Below are 15397 nucleotides of genomic sequence, written 5' to 3'. Positions count from 1 at the left end.
CCCTTAAAAAGCACATTTCAGCGCAATCCTCTCCATTGGGAGTGTTTCGCTGATTTTGTTTATTAGGTACAAAAGAAGCTTCATGGCTCTTTTGAAGTTATATGCCGCTGCAGCTAACATTACATTGATAGCATCCCCGAAGAGCCCTTTGTAAAAGTTACGTCCCAAGCGATAATCTGATTTTAAATGTCCGATAGTTGGTTCTATTCCTGCACGCTTGCAGAAAAGTCGATGCTTCTTTTTACGTTGATAATAACTGTCTTTAGCTTTTGGAGTGTCAGGAATCAATATCTGCGTACCGTTTATTTCTTTTTTTCCACGGTAACCTCTATCTCCGGCCAGTTTCTTAATCCTTTCTCCCGTGAGTCTCTTCACCTGATCGAGGCTTTGCTCTATGGTATGTCCGTCGTACTCATTACGGAAAGAAGAGGCTCCCAAAATCACTCCCGTCATGGAGCGTATAATCGAGACTTTGTTTCCAAACTCATATTTTTTGTGCTCCTTACCTTTACTGATGCATTGAACATCCGGTTCATGAAGAGAATAAATCTTTTGAGTGGAATTACGCCGTTGCGAAAGAATCCTTTCAAAGAGGGAAATGAGTTTGTCGTACTCCCTGTTACTACCTAGGTTTCGTTTAAGTTCCCGAACCAAACGTCCCGCTATTGTTCGTAACCGTTTATCCGCTTTAAGAGCTTTCTTACGGTTCTTGGGATGGTTGCGAAAACGTTGATCCCGATAAATTCTTTTCAATACGAAAGTATAGCTTTGACGAATGGGTAGATTGAGAGCCCTTGCGATTTTGAGAACCTTGCCTACTATCTTCTTATGCAACTTGGCATCTGTAGGATAGGTCACATTCTTTTCCTGCACGGTGGAGTCTATAAAAGCGGTATCGTGGTGATCCTTATCATTTTTGTCATCATTCACACGAATACTTTCTGCAAGAATAAGCTCTATCCCTCTTTCGCCGATACGTTTGCGGAAGTGAACCAGTTCCGAGGCATTGCAGGGAAAGGAAGGTGTAAACTCCTGCATGCCACAAAAATATTGAAAATAAGCGTTCTCACTCCATTGTTCTACAACAGATTCATCTGAAATATTGCGCAAATGCTTGAGAATTAAAAGACCACACATTAAACGAATAGGCTTACCTGGACGACCATTGTCAGGGCAATACAAGGAAGAAAAAGCCTCTTCGAACCTTTTCCAATCGATTTTATGGGAAAGTTTATACAGAGGATGTTGCTGGTTGAGCAAATCGTCCAGCGAAGAGAACAGAGATTGAACTGTTTGAGTAGGGCGTATCATAAAAAAATCTGCAAGTTTCTATATCCAAAGATACAAAAACTTGCAGATTTATCAAAGAATAGAAGAGTGCAATTTGCTGTATATCAGAAAATAAACACGATTTTAAGGGGCGACTATATAGCTTGTAATAAAATTATATAGACGATTTAAAATTCTATTATGATAGATCTACCGACTTTATATGATAGGTCTGTCGTCCGTGTACATGAGTTGATTGCTTTATCCTAATAGGTCTTTAGACCTATTAGGACAAGTCTACTGACCTATTATGATAAGTTATTTGTCGAAATTGATGTGGAACAAGGAGAGTCTACAAGATATGGAGGTAAGGATGTAATCTTGTGTGAGGTGTGTTTAAGACAAGGCAGTTATAATGTACACGAAAAAGAGGACCATACGAATAATTCCGCATTCGTATCCTGGATGTAAACACTTATTTATCAGCTTTATCATATTCGTATTTTCATGTAACTCTTATGTCATTATACTATTTGTATAGACTGTATTCCTATTACCGCAAAGATACAATATCAAAAAGACTTTGTCAAGCCATGGTGTAGAGTGTCCCTTTCAAAGAAGAGATAACGGTATGTGAGACCTCGAAAAACTAGCAAAATGACAGCATAAGGTGAATTCTCTGACGTAAATGAAAGCAATAAGAGCTGGATCTTTGAGGTTACTCCGTAATGAATATTTCTTGCGGGTACTTGACTTCTTCTAAGTAAAGGGCATGACCCGGAGCCGAGCTGCCTGCTTGGCAACGGTCTTGGCGTTCGATCACAGTACAAAAATCGGTTACACTCATCTTGCCCCAACCCACTTGAAAGAGTGTGCCCACAATAGCTCTTACCATGTTGCGCAGAAAACGATCGGCTGTGATGGTGAATACGTAATGATCACTGTCTTGTCCTACAGTCCATAAGGCATGTGTGATCTTACAATTGTTTGTCTTGACATCGGTATGAAGCTTGCTGAAGCTTGTGAAGTCTGTGTATCTCATCAGGTGCGATGCTGCTTCATTCATCTCGTCTATGTCGAGCGTGCGATGCATACGAAGCATCAGTCCGTGTGCAAACGGATCCTTGCGCATGGTAATATAATAACGATAGGTACGTGACACGGCATCGAAGCGGGCGTGAGCGTCTGCTTTTACATGCACCATACTACGGATACTTATATCGGGAGGTAACAATCGATCCAGTTTTAGTGCCAGTGCATCCGCTTCGGATTGATCCATATCCAGCTCTACGTGGGCGATCATTTCCCGAGCATGCACTCCGGCATCTGTGCGTCCCGCCCCCAATATAGGTGTAGGTTTACGGAGTATGGTACACAGAGCCTCCTCTATAGTCTGCTGCACTGTCACTGCATTGGGTTGTGTTTGCCAGCCGCTATAGTTGGTTCCATTGTATGATAAGTAAATGAAGTATCTCATCTTTTGTAATGATTTTGCCTGAATGCTAATAAGCAGAGCTTCCGCCAACGAAAGCTCTGCTTGTGGGGAAAGATTTTTTGACCCGTTATGCTTTTGACTTAGAGGTAGAGGCCTTAGACGTTTTCTTGGCAGTCGTTTTTTGGGTAGCAGTCGTTGCCTTCTTAGTGGTTGAAGCCTTCTTCGTGGTTGAAGATGCCGCTTTGCTTGATGATGTTTTACGCTCTTTCGATGCCGCTTTGCTCTTGCCTCTTGCGGTGGTTTTAGTTTTCACCGGAGTTTCTTGCACGATCTTCATACACTCGTCGTATGATAGTTGTTCGGGCTCTTTTACAGTCTTGGGTATCTTGTAGTTATTGCCCTGATACTTGATGTAAGCTCCGAATCTGCCATTGCGGATTTCCAATTCCTTATCTTCGTCGAAAGTTCTCAACAGGCTTTTCTCATCAGCTTCCCGCTTGGCTAGGATGAGCGCTACAGCATCATCGAGTGAAACGTCGAGAGGCTCTATATCTTTGGGGATACTTACAAACTTGGAGTTGTGGCGGATGTAAGGGCCGAAACGACCTATCGCAACTACCACGTCTTTGTCCTCAAACTGTCCTAAAGTCTTGGGCAGTGCAAAGAGTTCCATGGCTTCGTCCAAAGTAATAGTTTCGATGGATTGATTTTTCATGAGAGATGCAAATCGAGGCTTTTTGTTCTCTGCAGCATCTCCTATCTGTACCATGGGGCCGTAGCGCCCAATGCGCACATATACAGGCTCACCGGATACAGGGTCGTTGCCCAACAACTTCTCTCCTACTTTGTGATTAGGATCACGCTCTGAAGCTTGCTCTACAACGGGATGGAAATCTTTATAGAAACGTTGTATAACATTGCGCCATTGTAGGGCACCTTCTGCCACATCATCGAACTTCTCTTCTACACGTGCCGTGAAGTTGTAGTCTACAATCGAAGGGAAATATTCTACCAAGAAGTCATTTACCACAAGTCCTATGTCGGTAGGAATCAGCTTGGCCCGATCTGCACCGTATGTCTCTTTGAGTTCTTTGCGTTCTATCTTACCTGACTTTAATCTCAGCTCAGTATATGCACGTTGTGTTCCGGGTTTGTCGCCTTTCTCTACATAACCTCTGTTTTGTATAGTCTGTATCGTGGGAGCGTATGTAGAAGGGCGTCCGATGCCCAACTCTTCCATCTGACGTACGAGAGCTGCTTCGGAAAAGCGTGCAGGACGCTGAGTAAAGCGCTCTGTGGCTTTGGCATTGATCATATCCAAACTTTCACCCTTGTGTACTTTGGGTAAAAGTTGGCTATCATGTGCCGAGCCTTGCTGTTCGTCATCATTGCTTTCGAAATATACCCCGAGAAAACCGTCGAACAGCACCACCTCGCCTTGTGCTGTGAACTTGTAATCTGATCCTGATACTTCGATGTTGATGGTGGTACGCTCCAACTGAGCATCTGCCATCTGGCTTGCAATAGTGCGCTTGCGTATGAGGTCGTAAAGCTTCTTTTCCTGATTGCTTCCTGTGATCTCTTCCCTGTCAAGGTATGTAGGACGTATAGCCTCGTGAGCTTCTTGAGCCCCTTTGGCTTTCGTTGTGAATTTGCGTGGTTGGTGATATTCCTTGCCCCACTGATCTCCGATGACTTTTTTTGCTGTCCCCATGGCGAGATCGGATAGATTCACAGAATCGGTACGCATGTAGGTAATAAATCCCGATTCGTATAGAGTCTGAGCCAAACGCATTGTCTGAGATACGGAATATCCCAGTTTACGAGCAGCTTCCTGTTGTAAGGTCGATGTAGTAAATGGGGGAGCAGGTGATCGTTTGGCGGGTTTCTTGGTAATACTCTCGATGCTAAATGAAGATTTGCTACATATATCCAGGAAGGCATGAGCTTCCTCTTCTGTTTTGAAGCGGGTTGGTAGCTCTGCTTGGAGGGATTCGCCTCCGGCAAGTTTGAAGTCTGCAATGACTCTAAAGTTACTTTCCGCAACAAAAGCATTGATCTCTCTTTCACGGTCTACAATGAGCCTCACAGCTACAGACTGTACTCTACCGGCAGAGAGTGATGGCTTGATCCTCTTCCAGAGTACAGGCGAGAGTTCGAAGCCTACTATTCTGTCCAAGATACGCCTTGCTTGCTGGGCATCTACAAGATTGATATCGATAGCACGAGGAGTCTCCACAGCTTTCTTGATGGCCGACTCGGTGATCTCATGAAACACTATGCGACGAGTTTGCTCGGGCGATAACCCTAATACCTCGTATAAGTGCCATGCAATGGCTTCTCCTTCACGGTCTTCATCGGATGCCAACCACACCGTCTGTGCCTTCTTTGCAGCCGATTTGAGCTCTTTGACGAGTGCCGTTTTGTCTTCCGGTATTTCGTATTCTGGTTCAAATCCGTTGTTTACGTCCACACTAAATGATTTTTGTCTCAAATCTCTGATGTGACCGTAGCTCGAAAGCACTTTAAAATCTTCTCCCAGAAACTTCCCTATAGTTTTAGCTTTTGCCGGGGACTCTACTATAACTAAGTTTTTTTGCATCTAATTATTACCTTAAATCTTGTTTGTGATGGCAAAGGTAATTTTTCTATTTAGAATTACCACTTTGCGATGGCAATACCGCCCGCTACGGCAACTACCCCTGCCACTATACTAAATAATGTATATGTAATGGCCGCACCAAGACGACCTTCATTGATCAAAATAAGATTTTCCATCGAAAACGTGCTGAAAGTAGTAAAACTTCCGCAAAAACCTGTCATAAATATGAGTTTATATATCAATGGTCGTGCTGAGGAGGTCAACTTCCAAGATAGATAACCTATGATTATGCAGCCTACTATGTTGACTATGAGTGTGCCCACATAGAAAAGATGCTCCCGACCTACCCATTTGATAAAAAAGGCTGAGGTGAGAAAGCGAAATACGGCTCCTACAGCTCCTCCTGCTGCAACATATAGTATTTGGATAATGATATTGGGCATGACACTTATTTTGGGAGATGGATAAAACCATCATTCGAGGCAATGAATAAGGATCCCGTATACACCGGCAGACATATGGATCGTAATATGCTGGGCTTGGGCTTAAAGAATAAAGCGAGCAACTCATGACTTGCTTTACGCAATGAGTTACCCGCTTATGAGTTCTTATAACTTAGCTTTCACTAAGTTTATTATGGAGTATCGTAGTTTCGATTACTTCTTTGCACGATTACCGTAACGGCTCATGAACTTATCTACGCGACCCGCTGTATCGACAAGCTTAGACTTACCTGTGAAGAAGGGGTGTGAAGTACTTGAGATTTCCACTTTGGCAAGAGGATATGTTACGCCGTCAATTTCGATAGTTTCCTTGGTAGCGATTGTAGAACGAGTGATGAATACATCTTCGTTTGACATATCTTTGAATACTACCGGGCGGTAATTTTCAGGATGAATACCTTTTTTCATTATGTTGAAATTTTTTTTGTTTATCGTTCTCTAATTAAATTAATTGGCTGGTAACCGTACTTATAATATGAGAGTTAATGGACTGCAAAGTTATGGATATTTATTAGAAAATCAAATCTTTTTTTACTTTTTAAGAGATATAATTATAAAAGAATTTGTTTTCCCGATTTCCTCCATATGTATTTTTTACTCTCTATTATGTGCTTCACTCTCATTATACAACGCCAATTGTCAACATAATACAGCCGAGTGATATCTTAGGAATAAAAAACGGATCTTTGAGAATTTCTCAAAGATCCGTGGATAAATGAAGTATGCCGAAGCTGTTATTTATTAAAACGCTTTTCGATAACGTTCCAATCAATAATTTTCCATACGGCTTTCAGGTGATCAGCGCGCTTATTCTCATAGTCCAGATAATAAGCGTGTTCCCAAACGTCAATACCGAGCAATGGATGGAGACCTCTTACTACGGGGTTACTTCCGTTGGGTTCTTTCACGATGCTGAGATTGCCTTTGGTATCAGAAGCCAACCATACCCATCCTGATCCGAATAGAGAAGTTCCTTCTTTTTCAAATGCCTGTTGGAACTTTTCGAATGATCCCCACTTCTTCTCGATTGCCTTACCGATGTTTCCTATAGGTGCGCCTCCACCTTGTGGTGAGAATTGCATGAAATAGAGATTGTGGTTGAGTAATTGTCCCGAATTGTCAAATAAGCTGCCTTTGCTGCCCTTTACGATTTTGACGATATCCGTTTCATACTCGAATTGCGTTCCCTTCTTTAGTTTGTTTACATTATTTACATATCCTTGAAGATGCTTACCGTGGTGGAGTTCGATAGTCCTCTTGCTTATAACTGGAGCCAGCGCATCGGTAGCATAAGGGAGTTTGATGAGTGTATATACACTCTCTGTCTTTTGTCCGTTTTGTCCGTTTACATTAGTGATATTCTCTGTTTGTACGGGTTCGGTTGCAACAACTTGTCCTAATAATAAAATAGAACTTAGGAGTAATGTTATCATATTGATTATAAATTAAATGAATAATAAGTCATAAAATGAACAAGGGAACAGATAAAAAGGTTTTTTATATATCTTGAAATCAAATAAAAAAAGCTCTGCAAATATGTAGTGCAGAGCTTTTATCATTTAACTGGAAGGCTGTGGGATCAAAGGAGATTAGAGGCCAACTCGCTTAATTCGCTACGTTCGCCTTTGATCAGATTGATATGTGCAAATATCTTCTCATCCTTCATTTTATCTATCATGTAAGCAAGTCCGTTGCTTTGCGCATCCAGGTATGGAGAGTCGATTTGTTGTATGTCCCCAGTAAAAATCATTTTGGTATTCTCTCCCGCACGTGTGATAATTGTTTTGATCTCGTGCGGTGTCAGGTTTTGAGACTCATCCACAATCGCTATTGTATTAGACAGGCTGCGACCTCGGATAAAAGCCAAAGCTTCTATCACCAGTTTTTCGGATCTTTGGAGGTCTTCTATCTTCCTGATGTCTTGACTACCCGGAGTAAACTGTGCTTTAATCACATTGAGATTATCAAAAAGAGGTTGCATGTAGGGACCCACCTTGGCTTTTTCATCACCTGGCAAGAAGCCAATGTCTTTATTGGCCAATGAAACGATAGGACGAGCCAGGAGGATTGACTGAAAATCTTGCTCCTGTGCTATAGCAGCGGCCAGTGCTAATAAAGTTTTGCCGGTACCGGCTTTACCTGTCAGAGCAACTAACTTGATATTGGGATCTGTGAGTACATCGAATGCGAATGCTTGTTCGGCATTGCGAGGTTGTATTCCTGAAAGCGTAGGCTTGGGTACTTGTCTTATTTTGCCTGTGAATGCATCGATTCGAGCCAATACACTATTTCTATCGCTTTTAAGGATAAAACATTGATTCGGTTGCAACTTGGATGAGAACTCCAGTTCTTCCGAGTCTATGCCTTCAGCTTTACTGTATATCTTGTCTATCAAATCTCCGTCAATACCCTCGAAAGTCTCTTGTGCATCGTTGAAAATATCCGTCGTCAGTACTTTGTCATTGATATAATCTTCCACAGGCATACCCAGAGACTTTGCTTTCATCCTCAGATTTACGTCTTTGGTTACCAGAATGGTTTTTTCATTCTTTTTGTCTTTCTCCTCTTTGAGATTCAAAGCCATGGAAAGGATGCGGTGATCGGGGATAGTCTCGGGGAAAGCCTCAGTGACCTTGGGATGTTTTTGACTTAATGTAATGATGAAAAGTCGCCCTTTACCTTCGCCCAAGTCGGCTCCTTTCTTGAAAAGATCGGTATCAGACAACTCATCGAGCTCTCTTACAAAAGCCCTGGCATTATAATTGATCTGTTCGCTTCCTTTCTTGAATTTGTCTAGTTCTTCCAGTACTACGATAGGAATATAGATGTCATTTTCCTGAAACTTATCAATACACTCATAATCATGGAGAATAACATTAGTGTCTAAAACAAAATTTTTTTTCTGGCTCATAGATAGTGTTTATTTATGTGTTTTTAACCAATTGGCGACTTCAATGTATGAAAGGTATGAATTTTTTTGTTTATTTTACCACTTGTTAATTATAGCTTTTGTTATACTTAACATTGGAACCTAAACTTATATTAAAATTCTCTTACTTATGAAATCAGATATTGAAATAGCAAGGAGTATTGATCTGAAGCCTATTCGCGAAATAGCACACAATATAGGCATTGAAGAGCATAACCTTGAGCCTTACGGCCGATACATCGCCAAAGTACCTCTGGAATGTTTGGCCAAAGGACGACACAAAGAAGGAAAGCTCATCCTTGTCACAGCTATCACCCCCACTAAGTCAGGGGTTGGAAAAACCACCGTTTCTATTGGATTGGCATTAGGACTTAACCGTATCGGCAAAAAGGCCATTGTAGCTCTCAGAGAGCCTTCTTTAGGACCGTGCTTTGGGATGAAAGGCGGAGCAGCAGGCGGTGGGTATGCACAAGTATTACCTATGGAAAATATTAATCTTCATTTTACGGGAGATTTCCATGCCATTACTTCGGCTCACAATATGATCACAGCTCTTCTCGACAATTATATTTATCAAAATCGTAATAATCCGGAACACGGACTTAGTCAGGTGCTCTGGAAAAGGGTATTGGATGTCAATGATAGATCCTTGCGCAATGTAGTCACAGGGCTTGGCGGTATTTCCAATGGTATACCGGCGGAAAGCGGATTTGATATTACACCGGCATCTGAGATTATGGCTATTCTGTGTCTGTCCAATAGCCTTGAAGATTTGAGACGCCGTGTAGAGAATATTTTGTTGGGGTATACCAACAATGGCTCCCCCTTTACTGTAAAAGATCTTGGGGTAGCAGGGGCTATTACTGTATTACTCAAAGATGCAATCAAACCTAATCTTGTGCAAACTTCAGAGAATACGCCTGCCTTTGTGCACGGAGGTCCTTTTGCCAATATAGCACATGGTTGTAATTCCGTACTTGCTACCAAGATGGCTCTTGCCCATGGCGATTATATGATTACGGAAGCAGGCTTCGGCGCAGATCTCGGAGCTGAGAAGTTTTTCAATATCAAATGTCGCACTGCGGGTTTATCTCCTGCACTCACCGTTATTGTTGCTACAATAGGTGGCCTTAAGATGCACGGAGGTGTAGCTGAAGACTCTCTCAAAGAACCTAATATTGAGGGCGTGCGCAAAGGTTTGAAAAATCTTGATAGACATATTTCGAATCTCAAATCATTCGGCCAGGAAGTGGTGGTTGCCTTCAATCGCTTTGCATCCGATACGTCACAAGAGATCTCCCTGGTAGCCGATCATTGTAAGGAATGCGGTGTCGGTTTTGCTATTAACAATGCCTTTGCAGAGGGAGGCTCGGGAGCCGAAGAGCTTGCTCATTTGGTTGTCGATACGATAGAGAAAACACCATCTGCTCCACTCAAATACACTTATGAATTGTCGGATACAATACAGCAAAAAGCCGAAAAGGTAGCTTTGAATATTTATGGGGCTTCCAAAGTCATTTTTTCACCTAAGGCCAAAAAGATGATCAAGAAGATTGAAGACATGGGTTTGGGCAATTTACCCATTTGTATTGCTAAGACTCAATACTCATTCTCTCAGGATGCCAAGGCCTATGGTGATGTGCGCAATTTTGAGTTGGAGGTTGCCGATGTGGTGATCAATCGCGGTGCTGAAATGATAGTCCTCATCATGGGATCTATCATGCGTATGCCGGGCTTACCCAAAAGTCCTCAAGCGCTTCGTATAGATATTGTCAATGGATTTATTGAGGGACTGAGCTAATAGTATAGTTTATCTCTCTATCCTGATATAGTTTATATCTTAGTAAGGGACTACTTCTCTCATGAGGCGTAGTCCCATTCTTTTATGCTCCTTTATGTGTGCGGGTAGAAGTCTCTGCTGGGAAAATAGACAGGAATGAGACCGTTGCATAGCAGGCCAATTGCTTCGTTGCTTGCGAGATTCGCGCTTGGTCATTTACCTGAAGTAAACTCCCTGTGCACTCACTCTTAACGTGAGTTCGATATAAGGGATAATAGGAATAATAGAGTTTACAAGGTGTTGTAAATCAGTGTAATTTCTTATGTATTTCATTGCAAAAGTGGTGAATTATTTGCATCTTAGTAGTTGATAATCAATAAGATATAAACAAACAAAACACCACTTTATGAAAACAAATATAGTTGAAATTTTCTGTCTTACCGATGATTTTTCCAAACTTTTCGATACCTTGATTCAGCAAAGAACCCTTTGCGAAGGAAACAAAAAGCGAAGAAATCGCAAGTTTAGGATGTCCGATGCTGAAATCATGACTATTCTGATTCTTTTCCATCATTCGAGGTATCGCGATTTTAAGTCCTTTTATCTTCAATATATTACGCAACAATGTCATTCGGATTTTCCTTCGTTGGTCTCTTACAATCGTTTTGTGGAATTACAAAGCAAGGTGGCATTCAAACTAATTTCATTTCTCAATATGTGTTGTCTGGGCGAATGCACCGGTATCTCATTCATTGATTCCACACCTTTACGCACCTGCCATATCAAGCGGGCACACGGGCATAAGACCATGAAAGGATGGGCCCAAAAGGGCAAATGCAGTATGGGATGGTTCTATGGTTTCAAACTACATATTGTGATTAACGACCGGGGTGAAATCATTCAATATCAAATCACACCGGGGAATACGGATGACCGTGCTCCACTTAAAGGCGGAACCTTCACGAAGAAACTTTTCGGCAAACTTGTTGGCGACAGAGGATACATCTCACAAAGTCTTTTCGATAAGCTCTTCATTGACGACATACACATGATTACGAAGATAAAGAAAAACATGAAAAACACTCTGATGAGCCTGTATAATAGGATATTACTTAGGAAAAGAGCCCTTGTGGAAACCGTTAATGACCTACTCAAAAACGTTTGTCAAATAGAGCATACACGACACAGAAGCGTCAATAATTTCGCCATTAATTTGATTGCCGGCATAATTGCCTACAATCTGCTACCCAAAAAGCCGGAATTAAACCTAGAAATCATACACAATCCATCAATCCGCTTAGTACACCACGCTTAGACCGAACTCACGTACTCTTAGCGCCTTGCACTTTACCTTCTCTGCCCGGTCAAAGTGTCTTTTGTCGGCTTTGCCTCCAAAATCCATGAGACTGTTGACTTTTGCAACAGTCTCAGGAATGTGTTGCTAACGAAGACCTTTGCTTTTGTATGCCTGAGCAGTAGCTGCAGTGATGTTGAGCAGAAAGTCGAAAAATACCATTTTACTATTTGTATTCTGTTTGATATGCCGTATAGCCAAATCTGTTTCCGACAAAAGCTGTCTTATATTGCCACTATTGATGCAACCCCTTAGCTTCTCTGCATCATTTATTTCCTGGTTGTGCAGATAGTTGAGCTGAGGCATTTGTAGATTATAGATATAGCATTCTCTGAAAAAACCGATCAGATACTCCAGTAAAGCCACTTGAGCCTCCCGGCCTAACGAACTGATTTTCTCTGTCGTTTTTTTCATTTCCAACGGGCTTGCAGAGATAGAACAATGGAGAATATCTCGTAGATATTCCAGTTCTTGCTCCTTTTGATAATTTCCTTCTTGTATATCCAGTGCTTCTCTGAAGTTACCTTGTGCCAAATGTGCCACCTGCCTCAGGTTGTTATCATCGGTAAGTAAGCCATAGCGTTTGAGCCCTTGAGCAATTTCTTGTTCGGTAAGTGGTCTTATATTTGTCTGCTGTGCACGGCTTTTGATTGTCCCTAAAATCTTCCCCGGTTCATGGCTCACCATAAGTATAATGGTATTTGTCGGGGGCTCTTCTATCAGCTTGAGTAATTTGTTGGCCAGGGCTTCGTGCATTCTTTCAGGTTGCCATATGAATACGACTCTGTACTTGGCTTCTGCTATTTTATAAGCCAACTTTTCATCCAGCACATCACTTTCCCTGCTGTATATAATGGGTTGGCTGTTACCTGCACCTATCTGCTCCAGCCAGTCTTTGTGCGTGAAGTAAACGTTCCTTTCTGCGTTATTCTTTCCCAAAAGCATTTTGCGCCAGTCGGGAAGCAGATCGTCACAAATATTTTTACTCCCGTTTACAATAGGATAGAGAAAAATAAGATCCTGATGAGCCAACTGATCATATTTGAGACATGATGAGCAACAACCGCATGCATCTTCTTCGGAAGGATTCAGGCAGTTGATATATCTGGCATATGCAAGCGCGAGGGCTACGGCTCCTGTACCGTCTCCACTTGTAAAAAGCTGAGCGTGGGGTATATCTTGGCGACGAGCGCAAGCTATGAGATGTTTCTTGATCTCATCAAGTCCTATGATATCTTTAAAGTACATCGGGGTATCAATTATTCCTTTTTACAAATATAGCTATTTCATGGGCATGCGGGGTATCGGTTGCTCACACAAGCTTTTGTGACGGCTACGATATCAAGCCAATTATTGATATACTGTGCCCCATGCTCTGTGATAATGCTTTCAGGGTGATATTGCAATCCGAATATCGGTAATGTCCGATGAGCAAAAGCCATTAGTAATCTATCTTCTGTCCCCCATGCTATGGGTTGCAGACATGGGGGCAGACTATCTTTGTCTATGATCCAACTGTGATACCTTCCCACGATGGAGCCTTCCGGGATATGATAGAGAAGGGGATGGTTGGGGTTAGGTATGTGTATGTTGGTAGCATGCCCATGTCTGGGAAACTCAAGCCTCTGCATTTTTCCTCCGAAATGAAGAGCCAGTGCCTGAAAGCCTAAACAAATACCCAGAATGCTATGCGTGTTTTTGGTTCGTCTTATTACCTCATCGAGCTGGGGTGTCTCTTGCGGAAGTCCCGGTCCCGGGGATAGTAATATCCCCTGATATTCTGATAAGTCTATATCTTGTATTTCTTCGGGGATTACTACTGTAATGCAACAACGCCCCGTCTCACGCAGTAGTTGTATGAGATTGAACACGAAAGAATCATGGTGATTTATGACCAAAATATTTAGCATACGTATCGCAAAGGTATTACTTTTGCACTTGCTATGGAATATCAATGGTCAAATAACACTTCCCAAACCTACCGTCTGATGGATGCCTACAGCGGTGACAGTACCCCCTATCTCTTTGCTATTGACTATGAAAGTCAAGAGAGTTTTGTGATACCACACCCTGAGGAACAAAAAGAAATTCTTTTTGCAGTAGAGGGGTATAATAATATGCAGCCCGATGTCCATATCTCGGATATTGAGCCTGTATGGAGTACAAAGCCTGAGCCTTTTTCCGTATATTCAAGGCGATTTCGTCGTATACACGATGCTTTGCTGAGGGGTGATAGCTTTTTGGCAAATCTAACAATAGCCACACCTATCAGTCTCAATCTCTCTCTTCACGACGTCTTTTACCGAAGTTGTGCCCCTTACCGATTATATGTCCCGGGCAGATTTGTTTGTTTCTCTCCTGAGAAATTTGTTACTATTGATGAGCAAGGCGTCATCTCCACTTATCCCATGAAAGGAACTATCGATGCCACCTTACCCGATGCTTCGGATCTTATCCTCAATAATTATAAAGAGACTGCCGAGCACAGTACCATTGTAGATTTGATGCGCAATGATCTCAATCAGGTTGCAGATGAAGTGAGATTGGTAAAGTTCCGGTATCTCGACAGATTGGAGACTATCAATGGCCCTATATTACAGATGAGTTCTTGTATAAGTGGAAAAGTAATGCCAGGGTTTCAAGGTAAGTTAGGCTCTTTGATAAGTCGATTGCTTCCTGCCGGTTCTATATCCGGGGCACCCAAAGAAGCTACTGTGCGAGCCATCCAAGAAGCAGAAGACCGTAAACGAGGTTTTTACTCAGGAGTGTTTGGTTATTATGATGGCTCACGTCTTTACTCAGCCGTTATGATCAGATTTATAGAGCAAGAGTCTGATGGCTCTTTGCTTTTTCGAAGTGGGGGAGGCATTACAATCAACAGCAAAGTAGAAGATGAATATCGGGAAACCCAACAGAAGGTGTATCTTTCGCTTAAAAAATAAGTGTATAAATTACTAAATAATAGGTATTTTATAGGTGTGAGTTGTTTTTTTGTTTATTATTTTCAAAAAACATTTGTGCAAGCCAAATAAAAAGCGTTTCTTTGTTTCCAGTGAGCGTGGCTTGAATCTCGAATTGTTTTATCAGGCTGAAGCATTTTGTACTTGTTATAATCTCCGATTGTCGGTTAACTCGTATTCAGTTCTTACCATGATCCCTTTTTTTCAAATTATTTTTTTTTAAGTTATGAACATTTACGTAGGGAATCTGAATTATCGGGTTCGTGAGGACGACCTCAAAGGTCTGATGGAGCAATTTGGTACAGTACTTAGTGCTCGTGTAGTTACTGATCGTGAATCCGGCCGCTCAAGAGGTTTTGGATTCGTTGAAATGGAGAATGATGATGATGCTCAGAGAGCTATTGAACAACTTCTTGATCAGGAGTTCATGGGTCGTAAGCTCATTATCAAAGAAGCCATGGAACGTCAGGAGCGCCCTCAGAGAGCTCCCCGTGCACCACGCTACTAAGCCAGTACATCCGTTTTGAGTAGCTTATTGCTACTAACCATGTGATGAAAGACATTT

General features: G+C 41.9%; 14 protein-coding genes. 4 read left to right on the top strand and 10 right to left on the bottom strand.

Annotation, left to right across the window (positions count from 1 at the left end):
• Nucleotides 1-3: 3 nt before the first annotated feature.
• The 7 genes from VYJ22_RS09620 to VYJ22_RS09590 all read right to left on the bottom strand — a co-directional run bounded on the left by VYJ22_RS09620 (nucleotide 4) and on the right by VYJ22_RS09590 (nucleotide 8720).
• Nucleotides 4-1311: an IS5 family transposase gene (locus VYJ22_RS09620; protein WP_329903374.1), complete on the bottom strand. Its 1308-nt coding sequence runs from the start codon at nucleotides 1309-1311 to the stop codon at nucleotides 4-6.
• A 676-nt stretch (nucleotides 1312-1987) separates the two neighbouring features.
• Nucleotides 1988-2746: a tRNA pseudouridine(38-40) synthase TruA gene (truA, locus tag VYJ22_RS09615; RefSeq protein ID WP_329903804.1), complete on the bottom strand. Its 759-nt coding sequence runs from the start codon at nucleotides 2744-2746 to the stop codon at nucleotides 1988-1990.
• 85 nt (nucleotides 2747-2831) lie between these two features.
• Nucleotides 2832-5306, bottom strand: a complete 2475-nt coding sequence (gene topA / locus VYJ22_RS09610) for a type I DNA topoisomerase (protein ID WP_329903803.1) — start codon at nucleotides 5304-5306, stop codon at nucleotides 2832-2834.
• Between the two features lie 56 nt (nucleotides 5307-5362).
• The gene (gene crcB, locus VYJ22_RS09605) at nucleotides 5363-5749 is read right to left on the bottom strand and encodes a fluoride efflux transporter CrcB (RefSeq protein WP_329903802.1); all 387 of its coding nucleotides are present in this window, start codon (nucleotides 5747-5749) and stop codon (nucleotides 5363-5365) included.
• A gap of 213 nt (nucleotides 5750-5962) precedes the next feature.
• Nucleotides 5963-6217 carry a type B 50S ribosomal protein L31 gene (locus VYJ22_RS09600; RefSeq protein ID WP_329903801.1) on the bottom strand — a complete coding sequence of 85 codons (255 nt, stop codon included), beginning with the start codon at nucleotides 6215-6217 and terminating at the stop codon, nucleotides 5963-5965.
• Between the two features lie 326 nt (nucleotides 6218-6543).
• On the bottom strand, nucleotides 6544-7242 hold the full coding sequence (locus VYJ22_RS09595) for a superoxide dismutase (protein ID WP_329903800.1): 699 nt from the start codon (nucleotides 7240-7242) through the stop codon (nucleotides 6544-6546).
• Between the two features lie 146 nt (nucleotides 7243-7388).
• On the bottom strand, nucleotides 7389-8720 hold the full coding sequence (locus VYJ22_RS09590; RefSeq protein WP_329903799.1) for a PhoH family protein: 1332 nt from the start codon (nucleotides 8718-8720) through the stop codon (nucleotides 7389-7391).
• A 148-nt stretch (nucleotides 8721-8868) separates the two neighbouring features.
• Between VYJ22_RS09590 and VYJ22_RS09585 the strand changes: the two genes are divergently transcribed.
• Nucleotides 8869-10539, top strand: coding sequence for a formate--tetrahydrofolate ligase (locus tag VYJ22_RS09585; RefSeq protein WP_329903798.1), 1671 nt, complete (start codon nucleotides 8869-8871; stop codon nucleotides 10537-10539).
• A gap of 39 nt (nucleotides 10540-10578) precedes the next feature.
• Here VYJ22_RS09585 and VYJ22_RS09580 read toward each other — a convergent pair whose 3' ends face one another.
• A complete protein-coding gene (locus VYJ22_RS09580) occupies nucleotides 10579-10734 on the bottom strand; it encodes a hypothetical protein (RefSeq protein ID WP_329903797.1) in 156 nt (51 codons plus the stop codon).
• Nucleotides 10735-10924: 190 nt separating this feature from the next.
• On the opposite strand from VYJ22_RS09580, the gene VYJ22_RS09575 reads away from it, so the two are divergent.
• Nucleotides 10925-11833: an IS982 family transposase gene (locus VYJ22_RS09575; RefSeq protein ID WP_329903796.1), complete on the top strand. Its 909-nt coding sequence runs from the start codon at nucleotides 10925-10927 to the stop codon at nucleotides 11831-11833.
• Nucleotides 11834-11959: 126 nt separating this feature from the next.
• Here the strand turns inward: VYJ22_RS09575 and VYJ22_RS09570 are convergent, their stop codons facing one another.
• Entirely contained in the window at nucleotides 11960-13120 is a 1161-nt protein-coding gene (locus tag VYJ22_RS09570; RefSeq protein ID WP_329903795.1) for a DNA polymerase III subunit, read from the bottom strand.
• 38 nt (nucleotides 13121-13158) lie between these two features.
• Nucleotides 13159-13782, bottom strand: coding sequence for an anthranilate synthase component II (locus tag VYJ22_RS09565; RefSeq protein WP_329903794.1), 624 nt, complete (start codon nucleotides 13780-13782; stop codon nucleotides 13159-13161).
• Between the two features lie 33 nt (nucleotides 13783-13815).
• Here VYJ22_RS09565 and VYJ22_RS09560 point away from each other — a divergent pair, with 33 nt between their 5' ends.
• Both VYJ22_RS09560 and VYJ22_RS09555 read left to right on the top strand, forming a co-directional pair.
• Complete coding sequence (locus VYJ22_RS09560; RefSeq protein WP_329903793.1) at nucleotides 13816-14814, top strand: aminodeoxychorismate synthase component I; 999 nt, start codon at nucleotides 13816-13818, stop codon at nucleotides 14812-14814.
• A 244-nt stretch (nucleotides 14815-15058) separates the two neighbouring features.
• Nucleotides 15059-15340 carry an RNA recognition motif domain-containing protein gene (locus tag VYJ22_RS09555; protein WP_329903792.1) on the top strand — a complete coding sequence of 94 codons (282 nt, stop codon included), beginning with the start codon at nucleotides 15059-15061 and terminating at the stop codon, nucleotides 15338-15340.
• Nucleotides 15341-15397: the final 57 nt, after the last annotated feature.

This window comes from Porphyromonas pogonae, assembly GCF_036320655.1.
GTDB lineage: Bacteria > Bacteroidota > Bacteroidia > Bacteroidales > Porphyromonadaceae > Porphyromonas > Porphyromonas pogonae.
Note: the sequence above shows the minus strand (reverse complement) of the source record. Positions and strands in the feature narration are given on the sequence as shown.

Bases quoted from the DNA above. Each gene is read 5' to 3' on its own strand.
- VYJ22_RS09620 (WP_329903374.1), bottom strand. From the start codon at position 1,311: ATGATACGCCCTACTCAAACAGTTCAATCTCTGTTCTCTTCGCTGGAC.
- truA (WP_329903804.1), bottom strand. From the start codon at position 2,746: ATGAGATACTTCATTTACTTATCATACAATGGAACCAACTATAGCGGC.
- topA (WP_329903803.1), bottom strand. From the start codon at position 5,306: ATGCAAAAAAACTTAGTTATAGTAGAGTCCCCGGCAAAAGCTAAAACT.
- crcB (WP_329903802.1), bottom strand. From the start codon at position 5,749: ATGCCCAATATCATTATCCAAATACTATATGTTGCAGCAGGAGGAGCT.
- VYJ22_RS09600 (WP_329903801.1), bottom strand. From the start codon at position 6,217: ATGAAAAAAGGTATTCATCCTGAAAATTACCGCCCGGTAGTATTCAAA.
- VYJ22_RS09595 (WP_329903800.1), bottom strand. From the start codon at position 7,242: ATGATAACATTACTCCTAAGTTCTATTTTATTATTAGGACAAGTTGTT.
- VYJ22_RS09590 (WP_329903799.1), bottom strand. From the start codon at position 8,720: ATGAGCCAGAAAAAAAATTTTGTTTTAGACACTAATGTTATTCTCCAT.
- VYJ22_RS09585 (WP_329903798.1), top strand. From the start codon at position 8,869: ATGAAATCAGATATTGAAATAGCAAGGAGTATTGATCTGAAGCCTATT.
- VYJ22_RS09580 (WP_329903797.1), bottom strand. From the start codon at position 10,734: ATGACCAAGCGCGAATCTCGCAAGCAACGAAGCAATTGGCCTGCTATG.
- VYJ22_RS09575 (WP_329903796.1), top strand. From the start codon at position 10,925: ATGAAAACAAATATAGTTGAAATTTTCTGTCTTACCGATGATTTTTCC.
- VYJ22_RS09570 (WP_329903795.1), bottom strand. From the start codon at position 13,120: ATGTACTTTAAAGATATCATAGGACTTGATGAGATCAAGAAACATCTC.
- VYJ22_RS09565 (WP_329903794.1), bottom strand. From the start codon at position 13,782: ATGCTAAATATTTTGGTCATAAATCACCATGATTCTTTCGTGTTCAAT.
- VYJ22_RS09560 (WP_329903793.1), top strand. From the start codon at position 13,816: ATGGAATATCAATGGTCAAATAACACTTCCCAAACCTACCGTCTGATG.
- VYJ22_RS09555 (WP_329903792.1), top strand. From the start codon at position 15,059: ATGAACATTTACGTAGGGAATCTGAATTATCGGGTTCGTGAGGACGAC.